The 15,234-nt window shown below is 72.0% G+C and carries 14 protein-coding genes and 2 pseudogenes; 12 read left to right on the top strand and 4 right to left on the bottom strand.

Annotated features, from left to right (window positions below):
• Positions 1-209: 209 nt before the first annotated feature.
• From K206_RS0127760 to K206_RS0127750, 3 genes are read left to right on the top strand one after another with little or no spacing between them, the layout of a single operon-like run.
• Positions 210-1,862, top strand: a complete 1,653-nt coding sequence (locus tag K206_RS0127760; protein ID WP_020205639.1) for a CHASE2 domain-containing protein — start codon at positions 210-212, stop codon at positions 1,860-1,862.
• 5 nt (positions 1,863-1,867) lie between these two features.
• Positions 1,868-2,275 (top strand): hypothetical protein, encoded by a 408-nt coding sequence (locus K206_RS39500; RefSeq protein ID WP_020205638.1) that lies wholly within the window; start codon positions 1,868-1,870, stop codon positions 2,273-2,275.
• A gap of 56 nt (positions 2,276-2,331) precedes the next feature.
• Positions 2,332-3,915, top strand: a complete 1,584-nt coding sequence (locus K206_RS0127750; protein WP_020205637.1) for a M48 family metalloprotease — start codon at positions 2,332-2,334, stop codon at positions 3,913-3,915.
• Here the strand turns inward: K206_RS0127750 and K206_RS39495 are convergent.
• Positions 3,902-5,668 carry a chloride channel protein gene (locus K206_RS39495; protein ID WP_020205636.1) on the bottom strand — a complete coding sequence of 589 codons (1,767 nt, stop codon included), beginning with the start codon at positions 5,666-5,668 and terminating at the stop codon, positions 3,902-3,904. The genes K206_RS0127750 and K206_RS39495 overlap by 14 nt on opposite strands.
• Before the next feature lie 200 nt (positions 5,669-5,868).
• On the opposite strand from K206_RS39495, the gene K206_RS0127740 reads away from it, so the two are divergent.
• From K206_RS0127740 to K206_RS0127715, 6 genes are all read left to right on the top strand, one after another.
• Positions 5,869-7,050, top strand: a complete 1,182-nt coding sequence (locus K206_RS0127740; protein ID WP_020205635.1) for an HPP family protein — start codon at positions 5,869-5,871, stop codon at positions 7,048-7,050.
• A gap of 235 nt (positions 7,051-7,285) precedes the next feature.
• Positions 7,286-8,407, top strand: coding sequence for an AI-2E family transporter (locus K206_RS0127735; protein WP_020205634.1), 1,122 nt, complete (start codon positions 7,286-7,288; stop codon positions 8,405-8,407).
• Positions 8,404-9,060: a paraquat-inducible protein A gene (locus K206_RS0127730; protein WP_020205633.1), complete on the top strand. Its 657-nt coding sequence runs from the start codon at positions 8,404-8,406 to the stop codon at positions 9,058-9,060. Before K206_RS0127735 ends, K206_RS0127730 begins: the two co-directional genes overlap by 4 nt.
• Positions 9,057-9,827 (top strand): paraquat-inducible protein A, encoded by a 771-nt coding sequence (locus tag K206_RS0127725; RefSeq protein ID WP_020205632.1) that lies wholly within the window; start codon positions 9,057-9,059, stop codon positions 9,825-9,827. Before K206_RS0127730 ends, K206_RS0127725 begins: the two co-directional genes overlap by 4 nt.
• Positions 9,814-11,448 (top strand): intermembrane transport protein PqiB, encoded by a 1,635-nt coding sequence (locus tag K206_RS0127720; RefSeq protein ID WP_020205631.1) that lies wholly within the window; start codon positions 9,814-9,816, stop codon positions 11,446-11,448. Before K206_RS0127725 ends, K206_RS0127720 begins: the two co-directional genes overlap by 14 nt.
• Complete coding sequence (locus K206_RS0127715; RefSeq protein WP_020205630.1) at positions 11,445-12,068, top strand: membrane integrity-associated transporter subunit PqiC; 624 nt, start codon at positions 11,445-11,447, stop codon at positions 12,066-12,068. Before K206_RS0127720 ends, K206_RS0127715 begins: the two co-directional genes overlap by 4 nt.
• 23 nt (positions 12,069-12,091) lie before the next feature.
• On the opposite strand, the gene K206_RS0127710 is transcribed toward K206_RS0127715, so the two are convergent.
• Entirely contained in the window at positions 12,092-12,631 is a 540-nt protein-coding gene (locus K206_RS0127710) for a nucleoside 2-deoxyribosyltransferase (RefSeq protein WP_020205629.1), read from the bottom strand.
• A gap of 187 nt (positions 12,632-12,818) precedes the next feature.
• Here K206_RS0127710 and K206_RS0127705 point away from each other — a divergent pair, with 187 nt between their 5' ends.
• Both K206_RS0127705 and K206_RS41910 read left to right on the top strand, forming a co-directional pair.
• Complete coding sequence (locus K206_RS0127705) at positions 12,819-13,013, top strand: DUF1059 domain-containing protein (RefSeq protein WP_020205628.1); 195 nt, start codon at positions 12,819-12,821, stop codon at positions 13,011-13,013.
• A gap of 29 nt (positions 13,014-13,042) precedes the next feature.
• A pseudogene (locus K206_RS41910) lies at positions 13,043-13,200 on the top strand (DUF2274 domain-containing protein); the annotation flags it as partial.
• Positions 13,201-13,209: 9 nt separating this feature from the next.
• On the opposite strand, the gene K206_RS0127700 reads toward K206_RS41910, so the two are convergent.
• Entirely contained in the window at positions 13,210-14,112 is a 903-nt protein-coding gene (locus tag K206_RS0127700; protein WP_020205627.1) for a LysR family transcriptional regulator, read from the bottom strand.
• Positions 14,113-14,268: 156 nt separating this feature from the next.
• Between K206_RS0127700 and K206_RS0127695 the strand changes: the two genes are divergently transcribed.
• Positions 14,269-14,667, top strand: coding sequence for a RidA family protein (locus tag K206_RS0127695; RefSeq protein ID WP_029044166.1), 399 nt, complete (start codon positions 14,269-14,271; stop codon positions 14,665-14,667).
• A gap of 131 nt (positions 14,668-14,798) precedes the next feature.
• On the opposite strand, the pseudogene K206_RS39490 reads toward K206_RS0127695, so the two are convergent.
• Positions 14,799-15,234, bottom strand: a pseudogene (locus K206_RS39490) (SEL1-like repeat protein); the annotation flags it as partial.

Genomic DNA, 15,234 nt, shown 5'->3' with positions numbered 1-15,234 from the left:
CCCGCCTGCCCGCCTCCCGCCCTGCCCGCCCTCCGATGGGGCGGCTGTCTCCCCGCAGCCACATCGGCATATGTAAGCAAATGTAATTTCGAGCTATCATGAGCGCCGGCATTTGCCACCGTTGATCCACATCTGACCTCCCCCGGGACAGCCCTGCGCGCGCGGGCCGCGCACGGCCATCGCCAGGACAAGAACAAGAACGCCGCAGGATGACCAGCTCGCCTCACCACGCCACGCCGGCGGCGCCAGCCGGCACGGGCGCGCCGCCCACCGGCCACGCCGCCGGCGCGCGGGAAGACGCCCGGCGCTACAAGCCGGCGACGCGCTTCCTGGTCTCGCTGCCGTTCGCGCTGGTGATCTCCTTCCTGATGCTGTGGGGCGTGCCCAAGGTGGTGCCCTCCAGCGACGCCATCACCCACGTCACCGCGCGCGCGCAGAGCGCGCTGGTGGGCGCCTTCTACCCCGCCGCGCGCCGCGACGACGTGACCGTGCTGCTGATCGACGACACCTCCCTGGCCGAGGCCGGCCAGGGCTGGCCGGTGCCGTACCGCACGCACGCGCGCTGGCTGTCGGTGCTGGGGCAGGCCTACAAGCCGCGCGCGATCTTCGTCGACATCACCTTCACGCAGGCGCGCGACGACGCCACGCTGCCCGCGCTGGTGCAGGCGCTGTGCCGGCTGCGCGACCGCGGCGTGCCGGTCTTCCTGGCCGCGCTGCCCGGCGCGGACGGCCGGCTGGCGCTGCGCCCGGGCCTGGCCACGCCTGCCGGCGAGGCGCCGTGCTTCACGCTGGTCGGCGTGGACTACGAGGCCGACCGCATCGACCGCCTGATCTGGAACTACCCGCTGTGGCGCGAGGCCGGCGGCCATGAAGGCAGGCACGAGAACCAGGCGCACGGCGGGGAGCACGGCGAAGCGCGCGACGAAGACAGCGCCCCGCCCGCGCGCAGTGCCGCGCTGGCGGTGGCCGAGGATGCCGCCGGCGTGAAGCTCGAGCGCGAGGAAGCGCCGATGGCGCTGGTCTGGGGCGTGGACAATGCCGGCCTGCCGCGCTTCGCCGAATGGTGCCGGCCCTATGCCGGCCCCGGCGAGGTCCTGCCGCCCGCGCTGCGCGCGCTGTGGGCCGGCGACGAGGCGCTCAAGCCGATCTGCCCCTACAGCCGCGCGCTGACCATGCGCGAGCTCAAGCCGGCCACCGAGGCGGACGCGCAGCGGCTGCGCGAGCGCATCGACGGCCGCTTCGTGCTGATCGGCACCTCGATGGCGGGCAGCAACGACCTGGTGGCGTCGCCCGTGCACGGTCCGATCCCGGGCGTGTTCATGCACGCGATGGCGCTCGACAACCTGCTGACCTACGGCGCGCGCTACAAGCGCGCGCTGGAATGGGAGATGCCGCCGCCGTGGCGCCTGGCCGTGCTGGGCCTGGTCGCGGTGGCGCTGACCCACCTGCTGCTGCACCGCCGGCGCCTGTTCGGCGGCCCGCCGCCGCGGCACGCACGCGGGCGCTGGCGGCGCCAGCCCGGGGTATGGCTGCGCCGCCTGCGCGCGCGCCTGCGCCACGCCTGCACCACCGGCGCGTGCGGCCCGCGCGACCGGCACCTGAGCGCGTTCCTGCTCGGCGCCGGCCGGGTCGGTGCGTTCCTCTCGGGGCAGGCCTGGCGCGTGGCCTATTCCACGCTGGCCATCATGCTGTTCATCGTCGGCGCCCAGTGGCTGCTCGACGTCGGCACGCTGCCCGTGGTGGACCTCGCCGCGATGGCGCTCGCCGCCGAATGGTTCGGCTGGACCCGCAAGATCACCGACATCGCGCTCGGCACCGACCCGGACGAGCCACCCCTGACCGAATCGCACCACCCGGAGTAAAAACCATGCGCCGCCTCCCGTCCCTCCGCGCGTCCCTCCGCGCCCGCCTCGCCGCCACCCTGCTCGCCCTGCTGCCGGTCCTGCCGGCGCTGCCGGCCGGCGCCGCCACGCCGCCGTCCGACCTCGGCCAGGTCGCCGGCGCCGTCGTCAAGCCGCTGCCGCTGTACGCGCACCCCGGCGACGCCGCCGCCGCGCAGAGCGTGGCGCCGGACAACCTGCCGTGGCCCGTGCTCGAGTCGAAGGACGACTTCTACCGCGTGCGCGTGGCCGGGCACGACTACTGGGTCGACAGCATGACCGTGCGCGTCACGCGCGGCGCCAGGGCAAGCTGCGCCGGCACCGTGATGCAGGGCGGCAGCAACCACAGCCCGACCGGCTCCACCCCGGGCGCCGGCGAAGCCAACTGCCGCTGAGCGCCATGCGAGCAAGCCCGAAGCCCAGGCGCCCGCGCCGCGCGCCGGCGCGGCCTGTGCAAGCCGCGCTGGCGGCGCTGGCCGCGGCATGGCTGGCCGCCGGCTGCGCCACGCTGCCCGGCGGCGACACCTTCGCCTTCAAGACCGGCGAGCTGCCGCCCGTGCCCACCGGGCGCACATGGCCCGACCCGGCCCCGGACGTGCGCAACCAGCGCGCGCGCGGCTACGGCCTGGTCGACATGCCGGAGATGCAGGCCTACCTCGACGGCCTGCTGGCCAGGGTCAAGACCGCGGCCGGCGTGCCGGACTGGCCCGGCGCGGTCTACATCACCGCCTCCGGCGACCTGCAGGCCTATTGCACCGGCAGCGGCAACATCTACCTGTCGCTGGGCTGGCTGGCCTCGGCCGAGTCGGAGGATGAGATCGTGGCACTGCTCTCGCACGAGTACGGCCACGTCTATCTCGACTACCACCAGCTCGAAGGCGCGGCCGACGCCGCCGACAAGGTCGCCACCTGGACCACCGTGGGCGTGGTGCTGGCGCGCAAGGCCGGCAACGCCGCCGGCTGGGGCCTGGCCGACAGCGTGCTGGCCTCCTACGCGCTCGGCAAGAGCGTGCTGGTGCCGGCCTGGGGCCGCCAGCAGGAAGAGAACGCCGACCGCTTCGGCGCCACCGTGAGCCTGCGCCTGGGCTACTCGTTCACGCAGGGCTTCAAGGCCTTCCTCGAGCGCCAGGACACCTGGGAGCAGAAGAACGCCGCGCTGCGCGAGGCCCAGCAGCAGCGCCTGCTCGAGCAGGTCAAGCAGGCCGCCGCCGACAATGCGCGCAAGAAGAGCACGGCGCAGGGCAACGACGCCATCAACCAGACCGTGCGCGAACTGGAGGCCTCGCTGGAGTCCGGCGGCGCCGGGCTGTTCCAGAACCTCGACAACGGCATGCGCGGCCTGTGGGACCAGCTCACGGTGTCGCACCCGTCGACCGCGGGCCGGCTCGACTCGCTCACCGCGCAGGTCATGCCGCTGATGGCCGGCAAGCCGCGCCCGCGCCCGAGCGTGGCGCCCTGGACGCGCGCGCTGGCGCAGCGGCGCACCGCCGCCACGCTGAAGAACTACCAGCTCGCCGCCGATGCCCAGGGCGCCTTGCAGGCGCAGGACTTCGCCCGCGCGCGCAAGCTGGCGCTGGAAGCCAGCTCCGGCCCCACGGCGCGCCAGGCGCTGCCGCTGATGACGCTGAGCCTGGCCGAGCTCGGCCCCGGCGGCAACGCGCAGGGCATGCAGCGCGCCGGCGCGCTGCTGGACCGCAACCTGCAGTCCGAGCCCGACCGCAGCTGGACGGTCTACGTGACCCGCGCCAGCGGGCTGCTCGGCGCCGGCCAGGGCCGGCAGGCGGGCCAGGTGATGGAGCAGGGCCTGAGCTACTTCAGCGACGCCCCCGCGGCCTGGCCCGACGCCATCCGCTTCTACGGCCAGGCCGGCGACTGGACCCGCGCCAAGCAGCTGGCGGCGCAGTGCGCCAGCCGCTTCTCCAGCTACGCCGGCGCCTGCAACACGGCGGCGCTGACCCCGGCCGAGAAGGCGGAGATCGACCGCCGCAACGAGCAGAAGGTCAAGAGCATGATGGACCGGCTCACGAAGAAGTGACGGCGCGCGCGGGCCCGCCGCGGCCCGCGCCGCGCAGCCGCTCGCGCCGCGTTTCTTCGTCGAGCACCTGCCCGCTGGGATGCAGCAGGTCGCGCAGCGACACCACGCCCACCAGCCGCATCGACTCCGCGTCCGCCACCACCGGCAGGCGGCCCACGCCGAGCGCCGCCATGCGCCCGGCGGCGGCGCGCGCGGTGTGCGCGGGCAGCAGCACCTGCTCCGCGCCCAGCGGCATCATCAGCTCGCGCCCGCGCAGCGGCGAATCCTCCCGGCCGCGCAAGGCGTTGCGCTCCAGCATGCCCGCCACGCGCCCGCCGCACACCACCGGATAGGCGCGGTGCGGCGCGTGCTCGCCGAAATGGCGCGGCCACAGCGCGCCGACCGCCTGCTCGCCGTCCACGCTCACCACCGCGGTGGTCATCAGGTCCGCCACGTGCTGGCGCTCGAGCGGGTCGACGCCGTACTCGCGGTAGACGTGCAGGCCGCGGCGCGCGATCTTCTCGGTCATGATCGAGCGCTTCATGGTCAGCACCGTGAAGCCGTGCGCCACCGCGGTGGCCAGCAGCAGCGGCAGCAGCGCCTCGCTGTCGTGGGTCAGCCCGAACGCGAACACGATCGCGGTCAGCGGCGCGCCGAGCACGCTGCCCAGCACGCCGGCCATGCACACCAGCGCCCACAGCTGCGGCGAGCCGCCGGGCAGCACCGGCCCGAGCGCCACGCCCAGCCCCGCGCCGAGCATCAGCAGCGGCGCCAGCACGCCGCCCGAGGTGCCCGAGCCGAGCGCCGCGACCCAGATCGCCGCCTTGACCGCCAGCAGGGCCAGCGCCACTTCCAGCGCCAGGCGATTGTGCAGCAGGTCGGCGATCACGTCGTAGCCCACGCCGAGCGCGCGCGGCTCGAAGTAGCCGCCGATGCCGACCACCGCGCCGCCGATGGCGGGCCACCACATCCAGTGCAGCCCGAGCCGGGAGAACAGGTCCTCGGTGCGGTACAGCGCCAGCGTCAGCACCGCGCCGAGCACGCCGCACAGCAGCCCGGCGACCACGCACGAGCCGAGCGCCACGGCGGAGGCGGGCGGCGTCTGCATGGCGAACAGCGGGCCGGGACCGAACGCCAGCGGGCGCAGGAAACCGGCCACCGCGCACGCCAGCGCCACCGGCAGCAGGCTGCGCGGGCGCAGCTCGAACAGCAGCAGCTCCACCGCCAGCAGCACCGCCGCCACCGGCGTGCCGAAAATCGCCGTCATGCCGGCGCAGGCGCCCGCCACCAGCAGCGTCTTGCGCTCGGCGGCGGTCAGGTGCAGGTATTGCGCCAGCAGCGAGGCGATCGAGCCGCCGGTCATGATGATCGGCCCCTCGGCGCCGAACGGCCCGCCGCTGCCGATCACGATGCCCGACGAGAGCGGCTTGAGCACCGCCACGCGCGGCGACATCCGGCTCTTGCCGAACAGCACCGCCTCGATGGCCTCGGGGATGCCGTGGCCGCGGATCTTGTCGCTGCCGTAGCGCGCCATCAGCCCCACCAGCAGCCCGCCGGCCACCGGCACCAGGATCGCCCACGCGCCGGGCGCGTGCTGCGCCGGCGAGCGCTCGGCCAGCGACAGCGTCTGGAAGAAGAAGAGATTGGTGAAGAAGCGGATCAGGTTCAGCAGCAGCAGCGCCGCCGCCGTGCTGACCGCGCCGATCGGCAGCGCCAGGGCGGCCAGCAGCAGCAGGCGCCGGCTGACGGCGTAGTCGCGTTTTTCGAAGTGCATGATGGGACTCGTGGGGGCTTGCGCGGCGCGCATATGGGGTGGTGCCGCAGCCGGCGCCGCGACAGCGAAATGTATCACGTCATGATATATTTGCGCCCGGCTTGCTGCGATGCGGCCGGCGGCGGATGCGTGCCGCCGCGCCCGCGCAGCCAGCCTTGCGCCCCGTCCCGGGCCACCGAACCGAGAACCAGGCCCGCCCCATGCCGCCATCCCAGGCCCCTTCCCCGGCCGATTCCCGAGCCGCTTCCGCCGCCGCGCCGGCCGGTTTCCCGCCCGCGCCGGCGCGCGCCTGGCTGCGCGCGTTCGTGCCCGCCCCCGTCGCCGGCAGCCGGCGCGAGCGCTTCAAGAGCTGCCTGGGCGCGCTGCTCGGCCTGCTGGCCACCGAATGGATCAGCCACCGCATGCTCGGCGGCCTCAACCCGTGGTTCGTGGCGCCGATGGGCGCCTCGGCGGTGCTGCTGTTCGCGGTGCCGGCCAGCCCGCTGGCGCAGCCGTGGTCCATCGTCGGCGGCAACCTGGTGGCGGCGCTGATCGGGGTGGCGTGCGCGCGCTGGATTCCCGACCCCGGGCTGGCCGCCGCGGCGGCGGTGGCGCTGGCCATCGCGGCGATGTTCCGGCTGCACTGCGTGCACCCGCCCAGCGGCGCGGTGGCGGTCACGGCCGTGTTCGGCGGGCCGGCCGTGGCCAAGCTCGGCTTCGGCTTCGCGGCGTTCCCGGTGGCGCTCAATTCGATGTTGCTGCTGCTGGTGGCGCTGCTGTTCAACAACGCGCTGCGGCGGCGCTACCCGCACCGCCCGGCCGAGCACGCCAATGCGCACCGCACCGCCGATCCGCCGCCGAGCGCGCGCGTGGGCTTCAGCCGCGCCGACCTGGACGCGGTGCTGCGCGCGCGCGGCGAATTCCTCGACATCGAGGAAGACGACCTGGAAGACATCCTGGTGGCCGCGCAGATGCGCGCCTACCGCCGCCGCTTCGGCGAGGTGCGCTGCGAGCACATCATGTCGCGCGACGTGGTGACGGTGCAGCCCGGCCACAGCGGCGTGCAGGCGCGCGCGCTGCTCAACCGCCACGGCCTGCGCACGCTGCCGGTGGTGGACGAGGCGCGGCGCCTGGTCGGCATGCTGGGCCTGGCCGACCTGCTGGCCGCGCGCGCCGGCGGCCAGCCGCGCGCGGGCAGCGCCGGCGACCTGATGCACACCGGCATGGCCACCGCCCGGCCGGAGCAGCCGATGGTGGAGCTGGCGCGCGCGTTCTCCGACGGCGGCCTGCACGAGATGCCGGTGGTGGACGCGCAGCGCCGGCTGCTCGGCATCGTCACGCAGTCCGACCTGATCGCGGCGCTGCTGGAGCAGGGGCCGCCGCCGGCTCACCCGCCGGCCTAGCGCCCGGCCCCGTGCCCGCCGCAGCTGCCGCGAGCCGCGGCGGCTGCGCGCCGGCCCCGCCTCCCACACTCCCACACCCCGCGCCGGCGCACGCCCGTGCCGCGGCGCAGCAACCGCAACGCAGCATTTTTTGCCCGCGCGCGCGCCGGCATCCCCGCTATCGGGCGGGAGGGTCTATGTTTTCCTATATATTGTCGGCGTTCCCGTCACGCCGGCATGCCCGGAGATGCACCCGATGAACTCCAGCCAACTGATCGAAAAAATTGCCGCCGTCCTGGCGCTGGTCGTCCTGATCGGCGGCTCGCTGCTGGTGCTGGCGCCGTTCACCACGGCGCTGCTGTGGGCCGCCATCCTCGCGTTCAGTTCCTGGTATCCGTATTCGGTGCTGTCGCGCTGGCTGGGCAACCGCCGCAGCCTGGCCGCCATGATCTGCGTGCTGCTGGCCGCCGTGATCGTGCTGGGCCCGTTCGTCTACGCCGGCGCCAGCTTCTCGGCCCATATCGACCAGCTCTCCGGCGTGGTGGACCGCTTCATCGACAGCGGCCTGCCGGCGCTGCCGGACTGGCTGAGCGGCCTGCCCTACGTCGGCAGCTACCTGCAGACCAGCTGGGACAAGGTGATCCACGCCGACTCCGACATGGTGGCCAACCTGCGCAAGCTGATCGCGCCGGTCGGCCACGCGGTGCTGGGCGCGGGCCTGTCGATCGGCGCCGGGCTCGGGCAACTGGCGCTGTCGATCGTGCTGGCGTTCTTCTTCTATACCGGCGGCGAGTTCGCGGTGGCGTGGCTGCGCGCGGGCATGCGCCGCATCGCCGGCGAGCGCGCCGACCACCTGCTGGCGCTGGCCGGCAACACCGTCAAGGGCGTGGTCTACGGCGTGCTGGGCACGGCTTTCGTGCAGGCGCTGCTGGCCGGCATCGGCTTCTGGATCGCGGGCGTGCCGGGCGCGGCCATCCTCGGCTTCGTGACCTTCTTCCTGTCGGTGATCCCGGTCGGGCCGCCGCTGGTGTGGATCCCGGCCGCGCTGTGGCTGTACCACACCGGCGCGCTGGGCTGGGCCATCTTCATGGTGGTGTGGGGCGTGGGCGTGGTCAGCATGGCCGACAACATCATCAAGCCGCTGCTGATCAGCAAGGGCACCGACATGCCGCTGATCTGGGTCATGCTGGGCGTGTTCGGCGGCGCGCTGGCGTTCGGCTTCCTCGGCGTGTTCATCGGCCCGACGCTGCTGGCGGTGGCCTACGCGCTGCTGCGCGACTGGACCATCGGCTCGCAGCAGCTGGCCGATCCGCCGCGCGCGCTGGCGCAGGGCAAACCCATCGCCGCCGAGGACGTGGCCGGCTCCGGCAAGGCATGAGCGAAGCGCGCCGCGACGACGCCCGCCCGCAGCCGCAAGATCCGGCCGCGCTCGCGCGGCTGGTGGCCTGCGAATACTGCGACGCGGTCTACCAGCGCGAGCCCCTGGCCGACGGCGAGCGCGCGCTGTGCCTGCGCTGCGGCGGCCAGCTCTACCGCGAGAGCACGCGCGCCTATGCGCGCCTGCTGCCGCTGGTGCTGGCCGCGCTGATCCTGTTCGCGGTCTCCAACGCCTATCCGATCGTCGAGATGGACCTCAAGGGCGTGCGCACCGAGACCACGCTGTGGGGCGCGGTGCGGGCGCTCTACGCCGACCACATGGAGCTGGTGGCGATGCTGGTGTTCGCCACCACCATCCTGTTCCCGCTCACCGAGATGCTGATGATGCTGTACCTGCTGGTGCCGATGGCGCGCCACCGCATGCCGGCCGGCTTCGAGCGCATCGTGCGCGGCATCCGCCAGACGCGCCCGTGGGGCATGATCGAGGTGTTCATGATCGGCGTGCTGGTCACGCTGGTGAAGCTCTCGACGATGGCCCAGGTGCTGCCGGGCGTGGCGCTGTGGTCGTTCGGCGCGCTGGTGGTGGTGCTGGCGGCGATGCTGTCGTTCGACCCGCGCAACCTGTGGGACTACCTGGACGAGGAGCCGCGATGAGCGCCGCGCCGGATTCCGCCCCCAACCCTGCCCCCGCTCCCGCGCCGCGCGGCAACGGCGAAAGCGCGCTGGCGCGCTCGCGCCGCATGGCCGCCGGCGTGATGGCGGAGCTGGCCGACGACGACGAGGACAAGCCGCTGCCGCAGGTGCCCACCGCCACCTCGATGGGGCTGGTCTCGTGCCACGCCTGCGACGCGCTCAGCCCGCGCGCGCTGGAGGGCGGGCCCTGCCCGCGCTGCGGCGCCACGCTGCACCACCGCAAGCCGCACAGCGTGGCGCGCACCTGGGCCTTCCTGCTGGCGGCCTACATCCTCTACATTCCGGCCAACCTGCTGCCGGTGATGGTGACGCAGTCGATCCTCGGCACGCAGCACGACACCATCTTCTCGGGCGTGATCTACCTGTGGCTGTCGGGCTCCAACCTGCTGGCCATCGTGGTGCTGATCGCCAGCATCGTGGTACCGCTGCTGAAGATGTGCATCCTCACCTTGCTGCTGCTGTCCGTGCATTTCCGCTCGCGCTGGCGCATCCGCCAGCAGACCCGCCTGTACGGCCTGGTCGAGGTCATCGGCCGCTGGTCGATGCTCGACATCTTCGTGGTGGCGCTGCTGGCCTCGCTGGTGCGCGCCGGCGCGCTCGCCACCATCATCCCGGGCGGCGGCGCGCTGGCCTTCGGCTCCGTGGTGGTGCTCACCATGCTGGCCTCACTCAGTTTCGACCCGCGCCTGCTGTGGGATTCGCTGGATGCAAACGATGCCCGATCTTGACAACGCTTCCCCCTCCCCGCCACCGCAGCCGCCCTCGCCGGCGCGCCGCCGGCGCTCGCGCTGGCTGCCCTCGCTGGTGTGGCTGATCCCGATCGTCGCCGCCGTGGTCGGCCTGTCGCTGCTGATCCGCACCATCGCCGAGCGCGGCCCCGAGATCACCGTCACCTTCCGCACCGCCGAAGGGCTCACGCCGGGCAAGACGCCGGTGCGCTACAAGGACGTGGACATCGGCCTGGTCAAGTCGGTGCGCCTGGCGCCGGACCGCTCGCACGTGATCGCCAGGATCGACCTGACCCAGGACGCGGCCAGCTTCTCGGCCAAAGACACGCGCTTCTGGGTGGTGCGCCCGCGCTTCGCGACGAGCGGCATCTCCGGGCTGGAGACGCTGCTGTCGGGCGCCTACATCGGCGTGGACGCGGGCAAGTCCGAGGAACGCATACGCGACTTCACCGGGCTGGAGGTGCCACCGGCCGTCACCACCGACGCCTCCGGCAAGCAGTTCGTGCTGCGCGCGGCCGACCTCGGCTCGCTCGACATCGGCTCGCCGGTCTACTACCGCCGCGTGCAGGTCGGCCAGGTGGTGGCCTACCAGCTCGAGCCCAACGGGCGCGACCTGTCGCTGCGCGTGTTCATCAACAAACCCTATGACAAGCTGGTCACGGCCGACACCCGCTTCTGGCACGCCAGCGGCGTGGACATCAAGCTCGACGCCGGCGGCTTCAAGCTCAACACGCAGTCGCTGGTGACGGTGCTGCTGGGCGGCGTGGCGTTCCAGGCGCCGGACGACTCCAGGGCCACCGCGGCGGCCAGCGAGAACACCCAGTTCCTGCTCTCCAGCGACCAGACCGAGGCCATGAAGGAGCCCGAGGAACTGGTGCCCTCGCTGGCCGTGCTCAACTTCGACCAGTCGGTGCGCGGGCTCTCGCCGGGCGCGCCGGTGGACTTCCGCGGCGTGGTGGTGGGCCAGGTGCGCTCGATCGGCATCGAGTACGTGGGCGACAAGAAGGCCTTCCGCCTGCCGGTGGTGGTGGAGCTCTACCCGTCGCGCATGGGCTTCCGCGCGCGCGACGTGGAGGACGTCAACCGCGCGCGCACCATCGTCCAGGCGCTGGTCAAGCGCGGCATGCGCGCGCAGCTGCGCACCGGCAACCTGCTGACCGGCCAGCTCTACGTGGCGCTCGACTTCTTCCCCAAGGCGCCGCCGGTCGGCGTGGACTACAACGGCGCGATCGCCGAGCTGCCCACCACGCCGGGCACCTTCGACGAGCTGCAGGCCAAGCTCGGCGACATCGTCAACAAGATCGACAAGGTGCCGTTCGAGCAGATCGGCCAGGACCTGCGCGCCTCGCTGGCCACCATGAACACCATGCTCGCCAGCGCCGACAAGCTGGTCGGCCAGCTCAACGGCGACGTCGCGCCGCAGGTGGTGGCCGCGCTGCAGGACGCGCGCAAGACGCTCAGCGCCGCCAACGGCACGCTCGCCTCCGACGCGCCGCTGCAGCAGGACACGCGCCGCATGATGCAGGAGCTCACGCGCACCGCGGTGTCGCTGCGCGCGCTGACCGACTACCTGGAACGCCACCCCGAAGCGCTGGTGCGCGGCAAGCCGGAGACCCCATGATGACCCGCAAGATGATCTCCTCCGCCATGCTGGCGCTGCCGCTCGCGGCCGCGCTGCTGGCCGGCTGCGCCTCGCCCGAGCCGCGCTACTACACGCTCGCGGGCAGCGCGAATGGTGCGAACGGCGCGCCCGCGGCGGCCCCGGCGCCCGGCGCCCGGCCGCTGTGGATCGAGGTGGCGCCGGTGCGCGTGCCCGAGCGCCTGAACCGCCCGCAGCTGGTGGTGCGCAGCGGCCAGGACGGCGAGCTGCGGCTGCTCGACCAGTCGCGCTGGTCGGCGCCGCTGCCCGACGAGCTGCGCGACGCGCTCTCGCAGCAGTTGCAGGCCCGGCTCGGCGCGCTGGACACCTACCAGCAGGGCCTGTCGGGCCTGCCGGACGAGGCGCCCGTGTACCGCATCACCACCGAGGTGGTGCGGCTGGAAGCCAGCGTCGGCGAGCGCGCCAGCGCCACCATCAACTGGACCGTGCGCCGCCTGCCCGACGGCAAGGTCAGCGCCGGGCGCACCCAGGCCGAGCTGCCGGCGCCGGGCGCGGTGGACGGCGTGGTGGCGGCCTACCGCCAGATCGTGTCCGGCACCGCGGACGACATCGCCGCCGGCATGGCCAGCCTGCGCCGCTGAACCGGCGCCGCGCGCCCGGCCGCTCAGTCCTCGGCCGGCGCGCCGGCGCCGCGGCAACTGCGCCGCCGCTCGGCCTGCTCCATCGCGGCCAGGCATGCCTCCGGGCCGCCGGCCACCAGCTTCACCGAGCAGGCCAGCATCAGGTTCTTGGCGAGGCCGAAATCCTCCACCACGAAGCCGCGCGCGTCGCGCATGGCGCCGTCCTCGCCCCTGGCCACGCCGACGCGCTCCAGCAGGGTGCCGGCGTCGGCGCTGTAGCCCCACACCGGCTTCTGCAGCGCCACCGCGAAACCAGCCTCGAACACGGTCCCCGAATCCGGCTCGCCGGGCCCGCGGAAATCGTCGAGATTGGCCATCACCATGTCGGCGCGGCGCAACAGGTTGATATTGGCCTCGTAGATCCAGCGCGCGGCGTCGGGACCCGGCAGGCCGGCGGGCGCCGCCTTGTCGAGCGGATAGAGGCCGAGGAAGCCGTGCCGGGCGCACAGCGCCTTGAGGTATTCGCCGTGGGCGACGGCGTCCGGGCGGAAGACGTCGAAACCGGCTAGGTAGATCGATTTCATCTTGGCTTGGGTATGTCGGGTTGGGCAGCGGGCAGGCGCTTGAGGATAGCCGATCCGGCCCCGGCATGGGCTTTCGCGCGGGCCGCCCTATACTGGACTCGCACGCCGCGCGTGGCCCGCCACGGCGCCGCGACCGGAGCCTCGGCGAGGCCCCGCCGATACACCCTCATCGCGTCAGGAGCCAGTCATGGGACGCAAATACATCGATTGCCGCGAGTTCCCCAGCGAATCCAAGTGCACGGTCGCCCTGAGCGCCGACAGCGAGGAAGAACTGCTTCAGGTCGCCGTGCAGCATGCGGTGCAGGTCCATCACCATGAAGACGGACCGGAGCTGCGCCAGATGCTCAAGAGCGCATTCAAGGACGGGGCGCCGCCGGCGTGAGCGCGGCACCCCGGGTTGCCGGCAAGGTCAGCCTGAAGACCGGCCTCGACCGTCACGCCGCGCTGCACGCGCAGACGTATGGCGAGGCGGTCGATGCCGAAAAGCCGATCCCGCCCATGTTGGAGGCGTTCATGGCGGGGATCGGGGACTCGGAAAAGGAGGCCTTGGCAAAGCAATGCCGTCGAAAGCGAACGGATCAGGAGATCGCGCCGATGCGTTCCTCCACCCAATCGATGAAGGCGCGCAGCCTGGCATTGGCACGCCGGCTTGGGTGGAAAGCGACATGCAATGGCATGGGGTCCAGTTGCCACTCGGGAAACAACCGGATCAACGTGCCCTCGGCTGTACAACGCTGGGCCATGTAGTCTGGCAGCCATACGATTCCCAGTCCGGCCACGCCTGCAGCCAGATAGGCATTGCCGTCATCGACGGCAAGGGCATAGTTGCCACGGATGCTGACAATCTCCTCGCCACGTCGCATCGGATACGGGACGCGCTGGTTTCTGTGTGCCCACAGATAACCCACGATCCGATGCGCGGATCCATCGAGCTCGCTCGGATGGCCGGGGTTCCCGGCGCGCCGCAGGTACTCGGGCGCGGCGTAGGTCTGTAGATGGAGATCGCCCACCCGCCTGGCGATCAGTGTCTGGTCAGCAATGGGCCCGCCCCGGATCACGCAGTCGATGTTCTCATCCAGTAGATCAGACGTGCGGTCGCTGACACGCATGTCAAGCTGAATGCCGGGGTAGCGCTCGTAGAAACCGGGGAGTGCAGGCACCAGGATCAAGCTGGCCAGTGGGCTGGGCACATCGACCCGCAGGCGCCCTTCGAGCATGTCTGATCCTCCTGCCACGCCACGTTCCGCTTCCTGCAGGTCGGCCAGCAGTCGAATCGCATGGTCGTAGAAGGTTTGCCCTGCAACCGTCACCTTGACCTTGCGGGTGGTTCTATGCAGCAGCTTGGCATGCAGGCGTGTCTCGAGCTGCTGCACCAATTGGGTTGCCGTCGCCCGGCTGATATGCAGGGTCTCCGAGGCCTTGGTGAAGCTGCCTGTTTCCACCACGCAAGCAAAGACGCGCATCGCATCGAACCGATCCATCTTTTGTTCCGAGAATTTGATTCATATTGTTTGGATTTTACAAATTCTGGTGAAGAGAATAGGCCATTTATCGATGACATCCCCGCCTGTAGAGTCTTCCATTCATCCCAATGAAGTCCGGCAGAGATTGCTGGACAAAGAAAGTGAGAACTCGCCATGGCGTCATCCCGCGATGTTGTATTCCCTGCAGGGCGTCAAGCTTTGTATGAACGAAATCATTACTCCCCGGCCGTACGTGTGGACGGCTTCCTTTTCGTGTCCGGCCAAGTCGGCAGCCGGGAGGATGGCTCGCCAGAGCCGGAGTTGGAGGCACAGATTCGACGCGCTTTTGACAACCTCAATGCTGTGCTGGAGGCCGCTGGATGCACGTTTGACGATGTGGTCGATGTCACGGCATTCCTGATTGATCCGCAGGACACGCTAGAGACCGTCTGGAAAGTGCTGCCGGATTACTGGGGCGAGGCGCCATACCCGACCCTGACGGGGGTTGGCGTGACCTGGCTGTCCGGCTTCCAGTTCGAGATCAAGGTGATCGCGCGACTGCCTGCGGCTTGAGCGGCCGGATGGCAGTATGCGTGGACGGGACGATCAGCTCGCGGGGCGAATGTCGAACCACTGCCTTGTATGCGATTTCAAGCCTCGCGCGACTTACGCGACATGCTTGGTGTTCCCGCGCAGCGCGTCCCCTAGCGGCGCGCCAGCGCGCGGATCGCCGCGGCATGGCCGCGCTGGGCCGCCGCTTCGTACCATGCCAGCGCGCGGCGCTCGTCGCGCGCCACGCCGGCGCCGTCGCGGTAGGCGTTGGCGAGCATGAACATGGCCGGGGCCACGCCGGCGTCGGCGGCCACGCCGAACCAGCGCGCGGCGCTGGCGGCGTCGGGCGCGCGGCCGTAGCCGCCACGGTGCAGCAGGCCGAGGTAGTAGGCGGCGCCGCTGTCGCCGGCGGCGGCGGCGAGCGCGAAGTGATGCCAGGCCGCGGCGGCGTCGGGCGCGGTGCCGCCGGCTTCGCTGCCGTCGCCGCTGTCCGCGCCGTCGCCCGGGAACGCGGCCTTGCCCAGCAGGAAATGCGCGCGCGCGTCGCCGCCCTCGGCGGCGTCGCGCAGCCAGCGGCTGCCTTCGGCG

It is taken from the genome of Cupriavidus sp. WS (genome assembly GCF_000395345.1).
Taxonomy (GTDB): Bacteria; Pseudomonadota; Gammaproteobacteria; order Burkholderiales; family Burkholderiaceae; genus Cupriavidus; species Cupriavidus basilensis_B.
Note: the sequence above shows the minus strand (reverse complement) of the source record. Positions and strands in the feature narration are given on the sequence as shown.